The sequence below is a fragment of the Chlorogloeopsis sp. ULAP02 genome (assembly GCF_038404745.2).
Lineage (GTDB): Bacteria > Cyanobacteriota > Cyanobacteriia > Cyanobacteriales > Nostocaceae > Chlorogloeopsis.
This window is the reverse complement of sequence record NZ_JAYKTT020000053.1, coordinates 22,438-43,084: the sequence shown is the minus strand read 5'-3', so window position 1 is coordinate 43,084 and position 20,647 is coordinate 22,438. Positions and strand designations below refer to the sequence as shown.

General features: G+C 40.3%; 15 protein-coding genes. 5 read left to right on the top strand and 10 right to left on the bottom strand.

The genetic code is table 11. The features are described from left to right. Positions 1-123: 123 nt before the first annotated feature. From trpA to U2718_RS18270, 5 genes are all read right to left on the bottom strand, one after another. Positions 124-948: a tryptophan synthase subunit alpha gene (trpA, locus tag U2718_RS18290; RefSeq protein WP_342000052.1), complete on the bottom strand. Its 825-nt coding sequence runs from the start codon at positions 946-948 to the stop codon at positions 124-126. Positions 949-1,053: 105 nt separating this feature from the next. Next, positions 1,054-1,932 (bottom strand): indole-3-glycerol phosphate synthase TrpC, encoded by an 879-nt coding sequence (trpC, locus tag U2718_RS18285; protein ID WP_342000050.1) that lies wholly within the window; start codon positions 1,930-1,932, stop codon positions 1,054-1,056. Between the two features lie 137 nt (positions 1,933-2,069). Beyond that, a complete protein-coding gene (locus U2718_RS18280) occupies positions 2,070-4,268 on the bottom strand; it encodes an anthranilate synthase (protein ID WP_342000048.1) in 2,199 nt (732 codons plus the stop codon). Positions 4,269-4,433: 165 nt separating this feature from the next. Next, complete coding sequence (gene aroF, locus U2718_RS18275; RefSeq protein ID WP_342000046.1) at positions 4,434-5,537, bottom strand: 3-deoxy-7-phosphoheptulonate synthase; 1,104 nt, start codon at positions 5,535-5,537, stop codon at positions 4,434-4,436. Between the two features lie 626 nt (positions 5,538-6,163). Beyond that, complete coding sequence (locus tag U2718_RS18270; RefSeq protein WP_342000044.1) at positions 6,164-7,114, bottom strand: DNA-binding response regulator; 951 nt, start codon at positions 7,112-7,114, stop codon at positions 6,164-6,166. Positions 7,115-8,131: 1,017 nt separating this feature from the next. On the opposite strand from U2718_RS18270, the gene U2718_RS18265 reads away from it, so the two are divergent. After that, positions 8,132-10,204: a cytochrome-c peroxidase gene (locus tag U2718_RS18265; RefSeq protein WP_342000250.1), complete on the top strand. Its 2,073-nt coding sequence runs from the start codon at positions 8,132-8,134 to the stop codon at positions 10,202-10,204. A 1,158-nt stretch (positions 10,205-11,362) separates the two neighbouring features. On the opposite strand, the gene U2718_RS18260 is transcribed toward U2718_RS18265, so the two are convergent. Both U2718_RS18260 and U2718_RS18255 read right to left on the bottom strand, forming a co-directional pair. Then, positions 11,363-12,787: an AAA-like domain-containing protein gene (locus U2718_RS18260; RefSeq protein ID WP_342000042.1), complete on the bottom strand. Its 1,425-nt coding sequence runs from the start codon at positions 12,785-12,787 to the stop codon at positions 11,363-11,365. 349 nt (positions 12,788-13,136) lie between these two features. Then, positions 13,137-15,131, bottom strand: coding sequence for a serine/threonine-protein phosphatase (locus U2718_RS18255; protein WP_342000040.1), 1,995 nt, complete (start codon positions 15,129-15,131; stop codon positions 13,137-13,139). A 231-nt stretch (positions 15,132-15,362) separates the two neighbouring features. Between U2718_RS18255 and U2718_RS18250 the strand changes: the two genes are divergently transcribed. Beyond that, positions 15,363-15,821 (top strand): NfeD family protein, encoded by a 459-nt coding sequence (locus U2718_RS18250; RefSeq protein ID WP_342000038.1) that lies wholly within the window; start codon positions 15,363-15,365, stop codon positions 15,819-15,821. A gap of 178 nt (positions 15,822-15,999) precedes the next feature. Next, positions 16,000-17,004, top strand: coding sequence for an SPFH domain-containing protein (locus U2718_RS18245; RefSeq protein ID WP_342000036.1), 1,005 nt, complete (start codon positions 16,000-16,002; stop codon positions 17,002-17,004). A 74-nt stretch (positions 17,005-17,078) separates the two neighbouring features. Here U2718_RS18245 and U2718_RS18240 read toward each other — a convergent pair whose 3' ends face one another. Further along, complete coding sequence (locus U2718_RS18240; RefSeq protein ID WP_342000034.1) at positions 17,079-17,477, bottom strand: Fur family transcriptional regulator; 399 nt, start codon at positions 17,475-17,477, stop codon at positions 17,079-17,081. A 146-nt stretch (positions 17,478-17,623) separates the two neighbouring features. On the opposite strand from U2718_RS18240, the gene purS reads away from it, so the two are divergent. Both purS and purQ read left to right on the top strand, forming a co-directional pair. After that, positions 17,624-17,902: a phosphoribosylformylglycinamidine synthase subunit PurS gene (gene purS, locus U2718_RS18235; protein WP_342000032.1), complete on the top strand. Its 279-nt coding sequence runs from the start codon at positions 17,624-17,626 to the stop codon at positions 17,900-17,902. Between the two features lie 125 nt (positions 17,903-18,027). Further along, positions 18,028-18,702: a phosphoribosylformylglycinamidine synthase subunit PurQ gene (gene purQ / locus U2718_RS18230; protein ID WP_342000031.1), complete on the top strand. Its 675-nt coding sequence runs from the start codon at positions 18,028-18,030 to the stop codon at positions 18,700-18,702. Positions 18,703-18,771: 69 nt separating this feature from the next. On the opposite strand, the gene U2718_RS18225 is transcribed toward purQ, so the two are convergent. Then, on the bottom strand, positions 18,772-19,449 hold the full coding sequence (locus U2718_RS18225; protein WP_342000029.1) for a uracil-DNA glycosylase: 678 nt from the start codon (positions 19,447-19,449) through the stop codon (positions 18,772-18,774). A gap of 119 nt (positions 19,450-19,568) precedes the next feature. Beyond that, positions 19,569-20,549, bottom strand: coding sequence for a tetratricopeptide repeat protein (locus U2718_RS18220; protein ID WP_342000027.1), 981 nt, complete (start codon positions 20,547-20,549; stop codon positions 19,569-19,571). Between the last annotated feature and the right edge of the window lie 98 nt (positions 20,550-20,647).

The following is a 20,647-nucleotide window of genomic DNA, read 5'->3' as shown; positions in this document are numbered from 1 at the left end:
ACCGAATAATACTGGAATAAAAGTGAAATAAATTTGGTTTCTCTAGTGGTTTATCGCACGCCATCGAAAAATATATTTTTTAACGCACAGGAGCGCAAAGAAGCGCAGAGTTTTGAACTCTTCTTACCTTCTGCCGTCTGCCGTCTGCCTTCCGCCTTCTATCGATGTCTTCAAATCACTACAGAAATCTTTAATAGCTCGCAGCCCCCGATATGGCGTGCTTTCTGCCAAACGCTCTACAAAAGCACTGCCGACAATAACAGCATCCGCGCCCCATTCTTTTACCTGACGAGCATGTTCTGGCCCTGATATCCCAAAACCAACACCGATGGGTTTGTCTGTAACGTTGCGGATTTCTTTTAGTACATCTTTAACGCGTATTTGGAGATGAGAACGCATACCAGTCACGCCAGTTACGCTTACCAGGTAAATAAATCCACGAGATTGGCGAGCGATCGCCTCGATACGTTCTTTTGAACTTGTAGGAGTTACTAACAAGATGACTTCAATTCCGACAGCATCAGCAAGCTCTAGCAGATCGCTTGCTTCATCCAAAGGTAGATCTGGCACCACTAATCCTTTGATTCCCGATGCCGCAGCTTGTTCTAGGAACGAAATTTTACCCAAATTCAAAATTGGGTTGTAGTAAGTAAAAAGGATGATAGGCGATCGCAAGCTACGAGTGACTGTTTGAGCCATTTCTAAAACATTAGCCAAACGGGTTCCCTGTTTTAAGGCACGGGTTGCTGCCGCTTGAATCACAGGCCCGTCCGCCAATGGATCTGAGTAGGGAACTCCAAGTTCAATGAAATCAGCACCACTCGAATCTAAAACTCGTAGAGCTTCTGCTGTAATTTCCAAATCGGGATCGCCAGCTGTTACAAAGGGAATCAAAGCACACTGATTGCTTGCTCGTAAAGATTCAAAGTGATGGGAAATAGAAGTCATTTTTATGAGCCAATGAAAGTCATGAAAGTTAATAAGTAGGTAAATCGGGAGGTGGAGACAGGGGACAACTAGACAAGGAGAGGAGGAGTAGTAAACAACTAACTACTAACCACTAACAAGTTTTAATAAACATTTAACTGCCTGTTCTAAATCAGTTTGCTTGATTAAGGATTCTCCAATCAAGGCTGCTTCGGCTCCCACCTCGGCAACAAAGGCTAGGTCAGCGGATGTGTACAAACCAGACTCACTCACGACTGTTATACCTGAGCTAATTAGCCTTTCCCGACGCTCTGTCAATAAGCTTTGAGTTGTTTTTAAGTCAACAGTAAAGTCTTGAAGATTGCGGTTGTTAATTCCTACCAATTGCACATTTGGTAACCTCAGCACCCGATCGAGTTCAGCTAGAGTATGTACCTCTACTAAGGCAGTCATGCCCAGATACTGAGCGAGTTGAAGTAAATTTTGCAGAGTCTGATCGGATAATATAGCAGCAATCAATAATACCGCATCGGCTCCATTAACTCGTGCCAAGTAAATTTGATAAGGGTCAATAATGAATTCCTTGCATAACAACGGCAGTGCTACACTCTTCCTTATTTTTTGCAGATTCTCAAAACTGCCTTGAAAGAATTTCTTGTCTGTCAGTACTGATAGACAAGTAGCGCCACCTCGCTCGTATGCCTGAGCAATTTCAACTGGATCAAAGTCAGCACGAATGACTCCTTTACTGGGTGAGGCTTTCTTAACCTCTGCAATTAAGCTAGGTTTAATAGGATTCTGCCGTAAGGCACCCAAGAAATCTTGGAGAGGAGGAGCAGCACTAATCTGATTTTGTAAATTAACCAAAGGTAGCTGCTCGCTCATATATACAACTTCTTTTTGTTTGTGCCATACAATCTCTTCAAGAATATGGCTCGGTTTTACCGAGTGTGCAGGCACCGGGTTATTAATTTCAAGGGTAGAGACACTCTTACTTACATCCATACGGAACCGGGGTGGTTAGATGGTAACTCAGAAAAATTCTGCAAATAAATAGGTGGACATAATTAAATGTAAAATGCCAACCAGTAACACTCCTCCTGAAGAGGCTTTTTCCTTCTGCCTCCTGCATAGCTGCCTTCTTATGCAGCGACAACTGAGGAGGATTTTTTAGTTGCGTATACACTAACTACATTCTTAATAATTGCTAGACCGACTCCTCCAGCCAAAGTCATGATTGATTCTGGATGAAACTGAACACCCACTATGGGTAGTGTTTGATGCTCAATACCCATAATTACACCATCATCTGAAATTGCTGTAACTTTTAGTTCTTGAGGTAGACGCTCAGGTAAAGCAAATAAAGAGTGATATCTACCAACTTCAAATGATTGTGGTAAGTTTTTGAAGATGACAGACTCGGTCGCAACTACAGAAACACGAGACATCTTGCCATGTTGGGGATAGCCAAGCACTCCCAGTTCACCTCCGAAAGCTTCAACAATTGCCTGCAATCCCAAACAAACACCAAAGATGGGAATTTGCCGTTTGATGCAAGCTGCGATTGTTTCTGTCATACAAAAGTCATTCGGTCTACCAGGGCCAGGAGATAAAACAACAAGGTCTGGGCGTTCTGTATCAAAGACTGATTCGGAAAAGCCGTGACGTAATGTTTTGACAGTAGCACCAGTCTGACGAATGTAGTTGGCAAGTGTGTGTACAAAAGAGTCTTCATAGTCAATTAATAAGACACGCTTGCCAGGTTCTACGCTGGTCTGCTGATGTTCAATTTCTAAGCTACTTGAGAAATCACTACTTTTGAGTTTAGCTTGATAAAGTGTCTGGAAGAGGGCAGCAGCTTTTGTGATAGTTTCTTGAGCTTCGGCTTCGGGAATTGAGTCGTAAAGAACTGTCGCACCCACCCTCACTTCTGCTATTGAATCTTTCAACTGAATAGTTCGCAGGATCAGACCAGTGTTCAAATCACCTTGGAAGGTTAAGTATCCGACAGCTCCACCGTACCAACGCCGAGGGCTACGCTCGTGCTGTTCGATAAACTGCATTGCCCAACGTTTTGGTGCTCCTGTGACTGTAACTGCCCATAGGTGGGTAAGAAATGCGTCTAAGGCATCAAACTCAGGTCGCAGTGTCCCTTCAACGTGGTCAACTGTATGAATTAAATGGCTGTACAACTCAATTTGACGACGACCAATTACTCGTACTGAGCCAGGTTCACAGATCCGTGACTTATCGTTGCGATCCACGTCAGTACACATCGTTAATTCTGCTTCATCCTTACCTGAGTTTAATAGCTTCAGGATTTGAGCAGCATCATCAATGGCATTTTGTCCTCGTTTGATAGTACCGCTGATTGGGCAAGTTTCGACGCGTCTGTTTTCAGTTCGTACAAACATTTCTGGAGATGCGCCGACAAGATACTCGCCACCTAAATTCAAGATGAATCCATAAGGACTGGGATTAATCTGCTGTAGTGTTCGGAACAGTTCGGTTGGAGGTTTATCACAGGCTTGAAAAAAGCTTTGACTGGGAACAACTTCAAACAAATCGCCGCGAAGGAAGTATGAGAGTGCTTTTTCTACCTGCTGTTCATACTCTCCAGGTGCATGAGCGGAAACTTGAGTAGCGGTGAGATGCTTACCTCTGTAATTAATCACTTCACCACTGCGAGGCAGTCCCCTAGTGCTACCATTCTTGGTCACGAATTCATACTGCAAACAAAATGCGCTTTGCTGATGGTAATCAACAATTAATAATTCATCAGGTAAATACAGCACTAAATCTCTTTGGTCTTCAGCACGTTGCAAATGCTTTGGCATTTGCTCAAACTGAAAAACTAAGTCATAACCAAAAGCACCATAAAGCCCCAGATGCTCATCTTCTGGACTACTGAAAGTGTGTAGAATTTCTCTGATTATGCTGAAGACTGAAGGTTGCTTACTTCTTTCTTCTTCTGAGAAGAAACGTTCTGTTGGTCGAACTGAGCCAGTTATACGATTAATTTTCCAGGTTACTCCCTGAAGTTGGGCTAAATTGTGTAGACGTTCTGCCAGATACTCTAGCAGCACCATACCCCGCTCATTATGGGCTGTGAGTGTGAAATTGTTGTCGCGAGTGGCAATTTCTAGGGGTGGATTGACAAAACCGATCGCCCACCTCTTATACCGCCCTGGATATTCGTAGCTACTTTTTAGCAACCCTCCACGTTGAGAATCAAGACGCAACAGAACTTCTTCAATCGCAGTCTCCATTGAAGTTTTAGTCACGGAGCGAGAAACAAAAATTTCGCCTTTAGTTTTGTAGCAATGAGTATTCAAATACATTGATAATTCCTCGAAAACTTTTTGAGAAAGCGTGCAGTTAGACTGCAATCATCTTGTGTTCTACTCCTTGAAAGTTTTAGTTTTGTCTAAATTCCCAAACTAAGGGTGCTGTGTTAATCTAGAATTTTCTTCTCATGCTGCACACCTAGTCAGTGCAGACATGGATTAGCCAGAGAAAATAGCTGTGGTGGAAGAAACTTGTAGCGATAATGTTGCAGATGTGTTGTAATCTTGAGTCCAACGACCGAAGAATCTGCCCAAACCAGCCATCTCCTGCATAAATTGTTCAAATCCTTCCACTGTCAAAGATTGAGGCCCATCTGAGAGTGCCTTAGCTGGGTTGGGATGAACCTCAATCATCAGCGAATCTGTGCCAGCAGCTATTGCAGCCATCGCCATGGTAGACACATATTCTGCTTTACCAGTAGCATGGCTGGGATCAATCATGATAGGTAAGTGCGTGAGCGATCGCAATACCGGAATTGCAGATATATCTAATGTATTGCGGGTATACTGTCGATCAAAACAACGAATCCCCCGCTCGCACAAAATTACGTTGGGATTACCAGTATCTAGAATGTACTCGGCTGCCATCAACCACTCTTCAATAGTTGCTGACAGACCACGCTTGAGCAACACTGGCTTACCCGTTGCACCTACTTTTTTCAATAGGGAGAAATTCTGCATATTTCGAGCACCAATTTGCACTATGTCTGCCACAGATGCAACCTTATCTAAGTCACTTGTATCCATGACTTCTGTAATAATTCCTAAACCTGAAACGAGGCGAGCTTTTGCTAATAGCGATAGCGCACTCTCACCGTGTCCTTGGAAAGCATAAGGTGAGGTACGGGGTTTGTAGGCTCCTCCTCTGAGAAACTGCGCTCCTGCGGCTCTTACTCTCAGCGCTGTTTCTACTATCATCTCTTCGTTTTCTACAGAACACGGCCCGGCGACAATGACTAAAGGGTGGTTTTGACCAAAAGTTATAGATCCATTTGGGGTTGGTACAACTATCTCTGTGGGTTCTCCATAACGGAATTCTAAACTTGCCCGTTTAAAGGGTTTTTTCACCCGTAAAACCTGTTCAATAAAAGGGCTTAAATTTTGAATTTGTTTGGGATCTATTGCCTCTGTATCACCTACTACGCCAATAACTACTTTGTGTTTTCCAATAGATTTTTCTAGTGTAACATCCCAAATACTTAGTTCTTCGCTAACTCGCTGAATTTCTTCTATTGGGCTTTTGTTTCCCATGACAATAATCATTAATTACGCTCCTTGAATATATTGTCAATAATGGTATTTACAACTCAGACAAATTATCTAGAATTAAAATTGATAATTTTCCTAAGTGAATATAACTAAATCTCTTGTCTATCTCAGAGAGTATTTGTATGGAGATGAATTTTTAGAGCCAAAACCCTGCACTGTTTCACGTGCCTTGTCAATGCAGTTGTGTTATTTAACTAAAAGCCTTAACAGTAAGTAGCTTTGCAATTGTTTAGCTACAAATTTGCATATGCAACTCTACTTCTCATTAGTTGCATAAATTCAATGGTTTATCTATATTGTCAAGTCCACAAATATTGAAAGTTCAACCTTGATTAATAATCCCAACCAACAATAAATCCTACACTGCCACTATATTTAATCAGGCTTTTTAGGTCACTTTTTGCTTGTTGATAAATTTAATGATTATCCACTCAGCTTTGATATTATGAAACTACCAAATATGATGAGATTACCTGAACTAGTACACAGGATTTTCTAACCATTATGAACCTACAAAAAATGAGTTGAAATTTGACTTCTAAGTCATTTTCATACACTCCTTAAGAAAAATTAAATATATTTATAATACAAGCATATATGACTTCAAAATTTATTTGCAATCACCTATCCTTTGATATTAATAGCAATTCCTTTGCTCTTGCTTCTCCTCTTATAAATTGCTCTCTTCTCCAAGCTTGGGGACTGGTGTGATGGTGTTGGCGAAACTGGCGAAAGAAATGAGCCACACTGTGATATCCTACTTTGGTAGCTATCTCCTCTACTGTTTCATCAGTTTCCAAGAGCAAGGTGCGAGCGGCAGCCATTCGACGCTCAATAATCCAGTTCTGAACGGTTTGTCCCGTTTGACGTCGCACCAGGTTAGTAAGGTAAGTCGAGGAGTAACCAACTGCAACAGCTACGTCGCTGAGGGTAATTTGTCGGTGATAATTAGCCTCAATGAAACTAAAGACTTCACTTAACATAGGATCGGACGGAAATACAAACTCATGGTTTGTCGGTTTTCTGTTTTCAGTTAGTATTTGTTCTGCGCATGTTTGGCACTGTTGATGAGATTCAGCTAGTGGTAGTTCTGCGCATGTTTGGCATTGGTGATGAGGTTCGGCTAGTGATGGTTCTGGCAATGCTTGAGACTGTTTAGCATACCAGTACTGGAGGATGTTTCGTTTGTGCAAGCAAGCAGCGATCGCTCTAAGCAATTCATCTCCTGTACAGGGTTTAGTCAGATAATCATCCGCTCCCAGTTCCATACCTTTGCGAATATCGTCTCGATTCACTTTAGAAGTGACAAAAATTAAAGGAATAATAGCTGTAACAAAGTTGTGGCGCAGCGTGGATAGCACATTGTAACCATCGAGCTTGGGAATCAAAATTTCACTTACGATGAAATCGGGTAACTCTTGTTGCGCTCGTTGGACACCAATAAGACCATTTTCAGCAGCTATGATGTAAAATCCTTTTGATCCGGGGCTTTTTAACAATATATTTCGGATTTCTGCCTCAGGTTCAATTACCAGAATTTTTTTTTCATTCCATTCTTGCCTACTACCCATAAGCATCACTTTAATATCTAGCCTCATTGAAGAACACTAAAGGCATCAATTCCAAGCAATAACTACTAATACTTTTTTAATGAATGCAAGCTGCATACTTATAATGCTTGGCAGTTTTTGATGCAAATTAACGTAAGAAAGTATTACTAAACAAAAATTTTATAAATAGTAAAAAATTACCCAATAAAAACAAATGAAAATAACCGAAATTAGTATAACAGTATTACAAATCATTTTGTCTATCTTTCTTTTGGAATAATTCAAAAAATTCTCGTGATTTATAATACAAATTAATTTTACACTTTAAAATAACATGCTTCTAGTAAGACTTCTAGTATTTTTGAGACTGGTAGTAGATCCAATATTTACATTTTAACTTTAAAGTAGGAAAAGTGGGATTTGGAGTAAGAAAAGTAGGATTTAGCAAATTTAATTAAATAATTTTATACTAAAATTTTCTTGAATTATTATTTTATAAAATTCTTAAGATCTCTGTCTGTATACGTTTCACGTTTTTAAACTTAAATACTTACAGAAGAAGAATTAAATATAAAAACTTTTTATTATCTGTGCTTTGCCCACTTGATACTTTTTGATTTATGTTTAATAAAAAAAACTTATATATGTAGTAATTCTGGTTTATTTGTGAGATGTTTAGAACTGACTTTTATTTGTCATCTGTCAAAATTTGCGTTTCAATGTGAACTGGGTGTTGAGATCCTTATAATTTCATCTATTTTTGAGATACTTGTCTTCAGAAAGCCTAGAAAGCCTTATTAGGATTAAGAGGCATTTCTAATTCACATCAGGCGTAATTGACTTGTGATTGCTGATGGCAAATTACAGATCCAAAGAGTAATCTAGCAACTCAAATAGCATGGCTGTATTGAGATTTTTGTTGTTGTTTATTTTTTGAGATGGTCAACAATCTCATCTTAATATTTAGGTTTTGTCTTTGCAGTAGGAACTGTCATAATGGGCATACTACGAGGAATATTATCCCGTAACAAAATTTCGATGTTCGGGAGAGGGTTGGGTTTTATTTTTGTAAACCTTACTCAACGACTAGTATCAAAGTATTCAAAAACTATAACAATTGCGGTATTGGTAACCGCAGCTGTCATCTGTGGACATACTGTGTCGGCGCAGGTAACATCATCGTCAGATGATTTGGCTTCGCTTAAAACCGTATCGGTTCCAGAGCCTGATAATCTTGGAGACTTCATTCGGGATAAGACAGCCGCAATCAAGCTAGGGAAATCCCTTTTCTGGGATATGCAACTTGGCAGTGATGGCGTGATGACTTGTGCTAGCTGTCATTTCCATGCTGGCGCAGACAACAGATCCAAAAATCAGATCAATCCTGGTGTTGAGCGCGTCAATATTGATGATCCCCTAGTTCAGGATGCAACTTTCCAAGTCGGGAATGGAGCGAACTACCAGCTCAAGCCGGAAGATTTTCCTTTCCACAAGCTGTCGAATCCAGATGATGTCAATAGTACGGTCTTGTCTGACAGTAACGATATCGTTTCATCCCATGCGGTCTTCAATACGGAGTTTGTTGAAGTTGTTCCTGGTCAGGCGGAGGACAAAGTAAATCACAAAGACGATCCGATATTTAACGTTAATGGCACTAATGTACGGCGGGTTGAGCCGCGGAACGCTCCAACGGTTATTGATGCAGTCTTCAACTTCCGTAACTTTTGGGATGGAAGAGCACAGAACATCTTCAATGGTGTAAATCCGTGGGGCTTAAGAGATCCCAATGCGTTTGTTGGTAAGGCAAACAAGCCTCATGAGCTAGAACTTGTCAAAGTTAGTCTCAAGAATTCATCTCTAGCTTCCCAGGCGCTGGCTCCACCAATCAGTTCCTTTGAGATGTCGGCTGATGGTCGCACGTTTCAGGAGATTGGTGACAAATTAGGACGAGTTGACAGGTTGAGACAAATCAACCAAGGATTTGAATTCGACGTCTTTGAAAGGGGCAGAAAACTACCTCGAAAACTAGGTCAAAAGTTGCTTCCCATTCGCCCGCTAGGCAAACAAATTGTGCATCCAGAAGATAGTGTTTTAGGTGCTGATAGTAGATACCCCAAGCCTGGTCTTAAAACCATAACCTACGAAAGATTGATTGAGGATGCTTTCAAGCCAGAGTGGTGGAGATCTACTAAGTGGATTCAAATTAATTCTGATGGTTCGCGGACTATAGTTGATATACCCAATCTTCAAGACAATAACCAGTACAATTTGATGGAGTACAACTTCCCCTTGTTCTTCGGGTTAGCCATTCAGATGTACGAGTCCACGCTTATCTCTGACGATACGCCTTTTGATCGCTTTATGGAAGGAAATACCAATGCTCTCACCGAACAACAGCAGCGGGGATTGCAAGCTTTCCAAGAGCAAGGATGTATTGGTTGTCATATAGGTGCAGAGTTTACCATTGCTTCAGTTAGCCATATCAAAACCCAAGGACGCATCGCACCTGCGCTATTTGGTCAACAACCTATCGAAGATGTTGGCTTCTTGAATAACGGTGTCAGACCTACGGCGGAAGACCGTGGTGTTGGTGGTAACGATCCTTTTGGCAATCCGCTTGCAGAATCTCGCCTAGCCCTTAATGGCACATTCCAGCAACTGCTTGGCGAAGAGCCATCAGTTATCCCTACGGGTGAAGAAAACTTGGGTGTAGAGGGAGCCTTCAAGACACCCACACTACGCAATGTAGAGTTGACTGCCCCTTACTTCCATAATGGTGGGCAATTGACTCTCGAACAAGTGGTAGATTTCTACAGTCGTGGCGGAGACTTTCGCGCAGGAGATTTTCCTGGTGTTCTGCCAGTACTTAACCTGAGTGCTCAGAATAAACAGGATATAGTTGCCTTTCTCAAGAGTTTGACCGATGAGCGAGTTCGCTTTGAGAAAGCACCTTTCGACCATCCACAACTGTTCATTCCCAATGGACATCCAGGTGATCAGAACTCTGTTACAGACGATGGTACTGGAAAAGCCACAGATGAACTGATAGAAATCCCTGCTGTTGGTGGTAATGGTGGCAATGCCATTCAAAATTTCCTGGAAAAACGCTAGCATTCTTTAGATAATTGACGCATCAAAACAATCTGGAGATAGAAGATGCAAATTATCTAAATGATTAGACCACCCGACACAGTCATTTTCTCTTTTATTTTATTTATATCTAAAAACCCTTACGCTCTAAGGGTTTTTTATTTATATCTGATGTTAATTGGAAGTTAACTGCCAAATTTTGATAGTATCATCGGCACTACCACTAACAAGATTCTGTCCACTCATAACCTAATATATTAGCAGTGTTAACGGTATTCAATTTCCACATGGTATTTTCAAAACCAATAAATTTATGTTCTTGAGGCTGACATCAGTGGTTAGGCAAAATTAAAGTTACGGGTGGAGTGAAATGAACTCTTAACAGGGAACAAAAACGTAGAGAGTTTGTAATTAATTTTGTTTAGTTACTGAGATTTAGATTATCAAGAAAAACTGCTAATTAATAAATGATAAATTTATATATATTTTTTTGCTATGGAAATGAAAATTATTCAATATAAAAACAATAAAATATTAGATGAAATTTAAATAAAATAGTTAAATTACAAAATCAATTTTATGATTCTTGAAATGAAGTGATTCTAAGGGTTTAGTTACATTGATTTCAAAAATCTGTTAAGCTAAAAATAAATACTCAACTTTTAATGAAGTTCTTTAATGAATGCCATAAAAACCTTAAGCTCAATAACGATAATTCTAATAAATATGTATGATCTGCTAAATTAAGTAGCTATGCATAAATATCATAATAGCTATTTTGCAACACGACTGAAATCGCTGTATTCTTTGACTGTTCCCTGTCCCCTTGCCTAAATAGATAATTTATTTTGTACGACTACTTAGTAGTATTGTTCAAAGACTGCGTTTCTAAGTTTAAGTATTAAAAACTAATATACTAATCTTATGAATATTTAAAAGTGATTACAATATCAATTTATATAATATGCAAAACCTGTTTTCAATCACTTATCCTTTGATATGAATAGCAATTCCTTCGTCCTTCATTGCTACTTGTAAAAATTAACAGGTTAAAGCTGATACTGTAAGACAGCGCTGTGAGAAGTTTGCCTTTCGCAGATGACTGAAAACTTGAAAAGAGGTACCAAAAAATATTAACTCTGCAAAATTACTCAGAGAAACTGACTAATTAGATTGGTTTTAGAGTGTAAGCGAGTATTCTTTTTGTTCTTGCTCCGATAGTTTTGAGAAAGCATTGGCGCTATTTTGCTTGCCAAACTGCTGGCTAAAATAAAGACGATACAACTCACAACTGAGACGAGCTTGGTTGCCATCTAGTTTAACTAAACCCATGCTTTCGAGCTTATATGCAGCGATCGTGTCTAGTTGCACTCTCTCATGAGTAGTGACAATCTGTTGCATAGCCCAAAGCAATTGGGGTTCAGCTTGGAGTAGGGATAATATTTCTCTAAAATGTTGACTATAAATCCCTGTTGGTGTTGGAGCTGTTTTTAGTAGCACTTCTAGTGTGATTTTCCCGTGGTGTAGATGATAAAGTGCAAGGTTTACCAAATAGGGATATCCTCCTATCATTTCGTGTAGAGGAGCAAGGCGTTGCGCCCCTTGTTGATCTGCTGCCCAGTCTAGTCCATAACATTTTGCTAAATTCTGTACCTGCTCTAGAGTAAATGGTGGTATTGAAACTGTTACTCCTAGATTTAAAGGAGACTGGTTGAGCTTGAGCGGAACATAAATTTCTATGGTGTGGGCTAATATCATCCGCAATTTTTGCCAAGTTTGATCCTGCTTTGCCACTTCGTGCCAAAATCGCAGCATAAGCAAGAAGTCTTGGGCAATGTTGGGATATTCAAAAACCCGATGAACTTCATTTAAAGCCAAGACGACAGGACTACTATCAATGTATTGGAGCAGATATTCCTCGAAATAGATTTTGCAGCTGACTTTGCTGCCCATCTGGGCATCCCAAAAATCATCTAGGCAGGCAAAGAGATTCAACTGCCTGCTAACATTTATACAGAACCAACGTAAGAATTTATCAAGGGAAGTAAAAACGTCTTCATCAGCTTCTTGAAAATCTAAATAGGCAATTTGATAACCCCACTCTTTAGCATGAGTAAGTACACGGTTGAGCAGCGAACTTTTTCCCATCTTCCTTGGTGCTTTGATTCTTATTAAGCACCCAGGTTGTGTAATCTCGTGACAAACAAGTTCTTCAAGTGGAGGGCGATTGATGTAAAAAGGAGAATCTAGAGGCACAAGGCCGCTAGGAAAGTCCATTTTACTGACTGATACTAAGTCTGAATATTTATTTTCTGAGCTATAATCTGAATAAAAATTCTGTAAAAACTTGTTTTCTTGCGGTTTTATTCTATCTTGCAGATTTTTGCTTAAGACCAGATGCAAGTTTTTTTTTGTTACCTTCTCTCCTAGTGCTTCAGAAAGATCTTGCCATAACTGAGAGCCAACTTCTTTAATATAGTGGCTTCTATAACCTGATCTCTTTGCCATTTCACCGTAAGTTTTGCCCAACCACGATTCATGAAGCACAAACCGCTGAATGGAACTGAGAGGCTGATCTTGTAGAATTCTTTCTACAAATTCCATAAGTTCTTCCACGGCAATTTTATGGTTAAACAAAAAGTAAATTTACGAACCTATATATACCTGATATTAACTTGATACTTATTTCAATGATAATATACTTGTGAAGAAATATTTACCTAAAAAGTACAGTATTTTCCAATAAAGAACATTGTATTGCTCTAGAAGAACTTTCTTCGTTCACAAACTTAAAAATTCTAGAGGATGTATTGTGAATTAACCGCTCTACAGTTACTCTATATACTTGTATTAGATAACACCATCATGAATAGCTGCTTTGGATTAAATACCTAGCCTTGACCACATTGCCAGAGCATTACTAATTGATCTCATACGCAATTCGTATTTAATTTTATTGAGAATTTTTAAGCACTTGCTTCCGAGGCATACAAAATTGCCGCGTTATCTGAGGAAGTTGTCGGCACATTTGCTGGAATGATTGCGGATGAAATCGCCACCAAGCATATAATCCTGCTGTTGTACTTCCTAGCAATACAACCAACAATCCTATGAGCCTAAACTTTGGTTTGTACTGACGAGATTTATTTTTGGCAGGGGTTTGGGTTGCTTTGGCTGTAGCAGGTTCTGAAATTTCTAAATCCAAGAGTAACTGAGAACTTTCTGCTAATTCGGGTTCGTGTGCTATTTCTAGTTGTGTTCCTGTGACGATTTCTACTTGCTTTTCTTCAACAACTTCGATTTGCGATCGCGCCTTAGTAACCAGAACTGGATAATCTGGGGAAACACGGTAATGAATCAAAACTAGTGATATATTATCGTAACCATTTTTCTCACTAGCTATTTTCATCCAAGAGTAGAGAGCGTCTTCTAGGGAAAATTCACCTGTTAAGACTGGTAAAGCATACTCTCGCCAAGATTGTTCTACCAAGTTATTGTCACTGAAGCCATCAGAACATAATAGCAATATGCCGTCTTCTTCGACAATCAAGCGTTGCATCCAAAAGTGGAGAAATTCCCCATCTTTTGTCCCCAATGCTTGAGTAAGGGCAGCGGCATCTGGACGTTGTAGCGCTTTATGATAAAAACTGCGAGCGTTACTTACTTCCCTTGCTACTACATCATCATCGACTGTAAGTAATTGACAGTAGTTGTAAGTAATCCAGTAAGCACGACTATCACCGATGCTCGTTAAGTAAAGTTCATGGGCGTTCTCTGACTGTAAACTAGAAACATTGGGGATATTTTGCGGCACTTGCACTGCCATGACAGCAGTTGTTGCCATGCGTTGAGTACCTCCGCGCTTTTGCTCGTTATTACAGTTACAGATTACGTTATTTACAACTCGCAAACTAGCTTCTAGTTGTTTGTGTACAACATTAGGAGGTACAATTTCAGTCTGTTCAGCTATATCTTTGAGTAAAGCCCGAATTTGCAATTTTAAAGATTGTATTGCCAAAAGACTTGCAACTTCGCCGCCTTCATGTCCACCAATACCATCACAAATAATCGCTGCTTGTAGTAGTAAAGGATCTTCTATTGAATCATTGGCAGTGGGAAAACAAGAATCTTCATTTTGAGTCAGTTCTTGCGAGCCAATATCAGTTGCACCTGCCATTTTGATAGTTAAGGGTAATTGGGCAGCAGATGCTAGTAAAAAAGTATTGAATTGAGTAGAAATTGCCACTAAATCGGCGTCAGGATTACCCATATGTCGAACTATTTTCTCCAACCCCGCTGCAACTTGAGTTTTGGCGATATTTACCCAAGGCTGCCAACACTCTGCCAAATCCTGCAAGCTGGGGTTCCTTATTGTTTTTGAATGCTGAAGTTGCAATAGGCGCACACACCAACCTTGCACTCGTAAATTGTCTGGTTTCAGTAAACTGGCTGCAACTCCTAATTCTGATAAAGGTGTCCATAGTTGTAGAATTTGCCATAGCCAGTAAACTTGTCTAATCGCTGTTGCTTGCTGCCATACAGTAGCGATCGCTGGGTAGAGATTTCCTGTTTCATCTACAGGCACGTTTTCCAACAAGAGAAGATCAACTCCGTCTTGTGCTGGGGAGCGAACACATCCATAAATTTGTGGCAAGTGCAATCGCTGTGGATATAAGCGCAGGTAAGGAATAACTTCATCTGATATTTCTTCAGGGATATCTGGTAATTTTCCCGGTTGAGTATCTAACCAGATTTGGGGTGCTATTACCTCATACCGTTCAGCCACTATTTCTCCAGGTGAAATTTTGGTTGGAAATTCGCCAACTGCCCAGAGATAGCGCTTAATCAGTGGAGTTTGACAACTTGCACAAAGACTGTTGTCTACAGGATTGATGGGGTTAGCACAGATGGGATTTGGGCAATAAATTAACTGTTGGGTAGAAATCATGCAGGTGTAAATATCCGAACAAATGGATAGGTGAAGTTCGATTAAATCTAGCTGTCAAAGACTAAAAGGTTAGATTAGACTGGATTTAACTGTTTTCGATTCAACACTGATTACTTAAAGTAACCAAAACTTACGTAAAAATTCTAGCTTCCAATTTCTGGAAATAGTTGTGTATGTCTGTATTTGAAAACAGAAATACATTTACGCAAATGTAGTGTCTAGGATGGCGCTATGCCAATTTATACCGCAACATCGATATCCAGTTCTACCATAATCTGGCTCGTGTTAGGAGCAGGTTTATGTTTAATGGAACTGTTGCTGCCAACGGCTTTTGTCGCTTTCATGATGGGAATTAGCGCCTTCGTAGTTGCGTTACTCTCTGGGGTGATTTTAGGGAAGTTATGGCTGCAAGTGGTGGTTTGGCTACTACTTTCCGTGGTGTTAATTTTGCTTTGCCGTCGGTTTGTGAAACCACGGCGAGCAAAATCAAAAATTCAGGACGCAGTTTTAGCCGAAACTTTAACAGAGATACCAGCCGGGAAAACAGGGCGAGTACTATACGAAGGCAATTCTTGGCGCGCCCGATGCTTTGACGATCATTTGGCGATCGCACCCCATCAACAAGTCTATGTAGTCAGGCGCGAAGGTACAACTTTAATTGTGATGCCAGAATATTCTTCAATCCAATAGTTAGTGGATAGTGGTTAGTGGTAAACAACCAACTACTAACTACTGTACGGGTGGTTTTAGAAGATAAATAGTCGGTTTGAACCCACAGATCATCGATAAAACCCGCCCCTACTAACTACTAACAGCCATCACGCAAAGAATATTTATATCACCTACTTAAAAATTCAGGGGATAGATTATGGAAGGTATATTATTCCTAATTAGTTTAATTTTGGGCGGTTCTGCTGTTGCGGGTTCTGTGAAAGTAGTCAATCAAGGTAATGAAGCCTTAGTAGAACGCTTGGGTAGTTTCGACAAAAAGTTAGAACCAGGGTTAAACTTTGTTGTTCCTTTTATTGATCGAATTGTTTACCGTGAGACAATCCGCGAGAAAGTTTTAGATATTCCACCACAACAATGTATAACCCGCGACAATGTCAAAATCGTTGTTGATGCAGTGGTGTATTGGCGCATCGTTGACATGGAGAAAGCTTACTACAAAGTAGAAAATCTTCAAGCGGCGATGGTGAATTTGGTGATGACGCAAATCCGCGCTGAAATGGGCAAATTGGAGCTAGATGAAACCTTTACCGCACGTTCGGAAGTAAATGAACTTCTATTACGGGATTTGGATGTTGCTACCGATCCTTGGGGAGTGAAGGTAACACGAGTAGAATTGCGGGATATTCTTCCATCTCAGGAAGTGCAGCAATCAATGGAATTGCAAATGTCAGCAGAGCGTCGCAAGCGGGCAGCAATTTTAACTTCTGAGGGTGAACGAGAATCTGCTGTTAATAGTGCTAGAGGCAAAGCAGAAGCCCAAGTTCTAGAAGCAGAAGCACGTCAAAAAGCAGTCGTTTTGGAAGCAGAGGCTCAACAAAAAGCGCTGGTTCTTAAAGCCCAAGCCGAGCGTCAACAGCAAGTTCTCAAAGCTCAAGCAATTGCCGAATCTGCCGACATTATTGCCCAAAAAATCAAAACTAGTCCTGGCGCCCAGCAAGCTTTAGAAATTTTGTTGGCATTGGGCTATCTAGATATGGGTGCAACTATTGGTAAAAGCGATAGCAGTAAAGTTATGTTTATGGATCCGCGCACTATTCCCGCGACTTTGGAAGGTATACGCTCTATAGTTTCAGATGTTCCCACAGATCACCCTATATTAGACAACCAAATCTCCCCAGGAAATAATAACCGTCTGGGTTAAAAGAGGTGACAGGTGACAGTTTTCTTCATTCCCCCAACCCTATTCCCTGTTCCCTGTTCCCCGTTCCCTGTTACCTACTCTCCAGCAGCTTGAGCTATTTGACATTGATTGCACAAACCAAAAAACTCTAAAGTGTGGTAAAAAATCTTAAAATTATGACTAGTTTGTAATTGTACTTCTAGTTCATGGACTGGACATTGATAAATCGGAATAGAAATGCCACATTGCAAACAGGTGAGGTGGTGTTTGTCTTGCTGTACTAAACTATAGAGAGCTTCGCCGTTAGCTAATGTCCGCATTTGCACCAAGCCTTCCAGCTTTAAAGCTTCTAAAGAGCGGTAAACAGTTGCCAAACCCATGCTTTGATTGCGATTACGTAATTCCACGTAAATATCTTGGGCAGAGATGCCTTGTTTAAGGGTTTTGAGAAGGTTAAGAATACGCTCTTGAGAGCGGGTGTGCACGGATTTCATAGCAATTTTAGACAGAACGTTAATTTCGTTCAGATTGTATATTTTAGGTAAGCTTATAGCTTAAGGCTAATGGCTCTGTAATATTATTGTCGCTCAGTAGCAACAGAAAGATATAGTATAGCGATCGCAGTGTTCAGTAAAAGTCAGTGCAAAGGAAGTATCGAGCCAAAATTTTAGTTACCCTTCGTCCTTCAGTTTTAGATCCTGCTGGAGTGGCGGTACAATCTGGGCTGAAACAGTTGGGATACGATAATGTCGAACAAGTGCGGATTGGTAAATACATTGAATTAAATATTATTTCACCTGATGAAACCTCCGCTCGTAAAGATTTGAATCAGATGTGTGACAAAATGTTAGCAAATCCGGTAATCGAGAATTATAAGTTTGATTTGATTGAGGTGGAATCCCAGACGGGAGTTTATTAGGGAAAAGGGAACAGGGAACAGGGAATAAGGTTGGGGGAATGAAGAAAACTGTCACCTGTCACCTGTTACCTGTCACCTATCACCTGCCACCTATACCCTACTTAACCACTAACTCTTAACCAAAAATGAAATTCGGTGTTGTTGTTTTTCCAGGTTCTAATTGCGATCGCGATGTTGCTTACGTTACCAGAGATTTACTGGGACAACCAACTCGGATGGTTTGGCATCAAGAAACGGATATTGCCGATTTGGATGTAGTAATTATCCCTGGTGGTTTTAGCTATGGAGATTATCTGCGTTGTGGTGCGATCGCTCGATTTTCGCCCGTAATGCAGCAGGTGATTGAACACGCTCAAAAGGGTAAATTTGTTCTTGGTATTTGTAATGGCTTTCAGGTATTAACTGAAGCTGGGCTTCTACCGGGAGTATTGGTAAGAAATCGAGATTTGCATTTTATCTGCGATCGTGTTCTCCTCAAAGTTGAGCGTAACGATTTACCTTGGACACAAACTTATTCTGCTGGTGAAGTGATTCAACTGCCCATTGCTCACGGGGAAGGAAGATTTTACGCTGATAAGGCAACCATATCAAAACTTGAAGATAACGGTCAGGTTGTCTTCCGTTACACCCAAGAGAACCCTAATGGTTCAGTGAGAAATATTGCCGGGATTTGCAATCTTGAGGGCAACGTGTTGGGGATGATGCCGCATCCAGAAAGAGCGGCAGATTCAATGCTAGGCAATACGGATGGATTGAAGTTGTTTGTTGGCTTGGTGGAGAAAGTCACGGCATTAGTTTAAGTAGAAACTCCGCTCTTGTATCCAAACTCAAGACAAGAGCGGAGTTTTTCCTCTCAAAATAGTAATTTTTTAGCTATTGTGGCAAATTTCATCGTATTTGGCACGTACAGCTTGGATATCTTGCCACATTAACCATTTGGGGCTATTGACTTCGCGAGATGGATTACGCAGCAAATAAGAAGGGTGAAAAATTGGCATACACAAATGCCCTTCCCACTCCATCCAAGTTCCACGAATCTTGGTAATTCCTCGCTTATCGCCAAGTAATCCTTTTACAGCAGTTGCACCCGTCAACAAAATAATTTTGGGAGCAACTAGGCGAATTTGTTCTAATAAATAAGGTTTGCAAGCCTCCATCTCTTCATTGGTAGGAACTCGGTTATTGGGGGGACGACATTTATTGATGTTGCAAATGTATACATCTTTTTCTGTATCCAGTTTTACAGAAGCCAAGATTTTTTCTAAAAGTTGTCCCGCTCGCCCAACAAATGGTAATCCTGTTTCGTCTTCATTTTGTCCTGGTGCTTCCCCTATAACCATGATTTGTGCTTCAAGGTTGCCCCTACCGACAACAGCATGAGTACGAGTGTTTCCCAATTCACAACGGTGACACTGGTTGCAATGCTGTGCCAATTCCACCATATTGCCATAGGTGCCAGAAGGGATGGGAATTTTACTGTCTGTGGGAATTAGTTCTTTTTGATCGGAATTGGATTCTTCAAAAAGGCTTAGTTGTTCGCTACTCATGAAACTTTAAATACTAAATGTAAGCGCTAGCTGTCAAATCTAAATTAAATATTTAGATTGTAATAAAGTTATGTTATAACAAGTAGCAGCGAGTATTATGTCTGCTAATAGTGATATTTCTACTTAATCTGCTGTTGGTATTCCATTGCTTTGACATAATCTCCTAAGGCGTAGCAAGCTACCCTGAGACTAGCAAGAATTTGTTGCTCGTTGCTACGGCGATTAAGACTCCTAGCTAACTCTAAACGTTTTTCATAATAAATTATTGCTTTGGCATAATCTCCCAAGGTTTCACAAGCAATTCCTAAGCTGTCTAAACACTGTTCTTGAGTACGTGTATCCTGGATTTGTTGAGCTAATACCAAACGTTCTTCATGATACGTAATTGCTTTGTTGTATTCGCCGATCGCATGGCAAGCATTACCTAAATTTTTAAGTAGCTGAATGGCGCTGCGACTGCGATTTAAAGAACGCGCTATCGCAAGACACTGCTCGTAGTAGTTGATCGCCTTTGCATAATACCCCAAAGCATAACAACAGTTGCCCAGATTCTTCAGCACTTGTTCCTCACCCCAATGATCTTGGAGTTGTCGTGTAATTTCTAGGCTTTGCTGCTGCAATTCAATAGTCTGAGGTATGTCGTTCAAAGCTTTATAAACTAATCCCAGGTTGTTTAATGCTGCTATTTGACTTCGCTCATCTTGCAACTGCTGGGCAATCTCTAAACATATTCGTAAAGATTCAATAGCTTTATGATTGTCTCCTAAATGACGATAGGCATTGCCTAAATGGGACAAAGCTTGCACCTGGATCTGTAAGTCTTTTATATTCTGTGCTAAAGATAAACACTCGTGAGAGTAGGAAATTGCACCATTGTAGTCTCTTAAATTGTATGCTACCAAAGCTAAACAACAAAGTACTTGTGCTTGTTTTTGGCAATTTCTAACTGTTTGAAATAATACTAATGACTGTTGTAAAGACTTCAAAGCAGCAGATAATTCACCTGCTTGTTGCTGTTGAGTGGCTTGTTGCCATAGCTTTGATGCTTCCGATTTACAATCCTCTTGCTCCTGTGGATTTGGAGTGCTGCTTGTGAACATTCTTTAAAATTTTGGCTAATTGTAATGCGTTTGCTGTGTTTGAGGTAGGTTTCTAAGTAGTTGCAAAGGAAGTATGTTTTTCGAGCGAGATAAAATTC

What these genes read in the sequence shown, in the direction of transcription:
- trpA (WP_342000052.1), bottom strand. Translation starts at nt 948, where the DNA reads ATGACTTCTATTTCCCATCACTTTGAATCTTTACGAGCAAGCAATCAG.
- trpC (WP_342000050.1), bottom strand. Translation starts at nt 1,932, where the DNA reads ATGGATGTAAGTAAGAGTGTCTCTACCCTTGAAATTAATAACCCGGTG.
- U2718_RS18280 (WP_342000048.1), bottom strand. Translation starts at nt 4,268, where the DNA reads ATGTATTTGAATACTCATTGCTACAAAACTAAAGGCGAAATTTTTGTT.
- aroF (WP_342000046.1), bottom strand. Translation starts at nt 5,537, where the DNA reads ATGATTATTGTCATGGGAAACAAAAGCCCAATAGAAGAAATTCAGCGA.
- U2718_RS18270 (WP_342000044.1), bottom strand. Translation starts at nt 7,114, where the DNA reads ATGGGTAGTAGGCAAGAATGGAATGAAAAAAAAATTCTGGTAATTGAA.
- U2718_RS18265 (WP_342000250.1), top strand. Translation starts at nt 8,132, where the DNA reads ATGTTCGGGAGAGGGTTGGGTTTTATTTTTGTAAACCTTACTCAACGA.
- U2718_RS18260 (WP_342000042.1), bottom strand. Translation starts at nt 12,787, where the DNA reads ATGGAATTTGTAGAAAGAATTCTACAAGATCAGCCTCTCAGTTCCATT.
- U2718_RS18255 (WP_342000040.1), bottom strand. Translation starts at nt 15,131, where the DNA reads ATGATTTCTACCCAACAGTTAATTTATTGCCCAAATCCCATCTGTGCT.
- U2718_RS18250 (WP_342000038.1), top strand. Translation starts at nt 15,363, where the DNA reads ATGCCAATTTATACCGCAACATCGATATCCAGTTCTACCATAATCTGG.
- U2718_RS18245 (WP_342000036.1), top strand. Translation starts at nt 16,000, where the DNA reads ATGGAAGGTATATTATTCCTAATTAGTTTAATTTTGGGCGGTTCTGCT.
- U2718_RS18240 (WP_342000034.1), bottom strand. Translation starts at nt 17,477, where the DNA reads ATGAAATCCGTGCACACCCGCTCTCAAGAGCGTATTCTTAACCTTCTC.
- purQ (WP_342000031.1), top strand. Translation starts at nt 18,028, where the DNA reads ATGAAATTCGGTGTTGTTGTTTTTCCAGGTTCTAATTGCGATCGCGAT.
- U2718_RS18225 (WP_342000029.1), bottom strand. Translation starts at nt 19,449, where the DNA reads ATGAGTAGCGAACAACTAAGCCTTTTTGAAGAATCCAATTCCGATCAA.
- U2718_RS18220 (WP_342000027.1), bottom strand. Translation starts at nt 20,549, where the DNA reads ATGTTCACAAGCAGCACTCCAAATCCACAGGAGCAAGAGGATTGTAAA.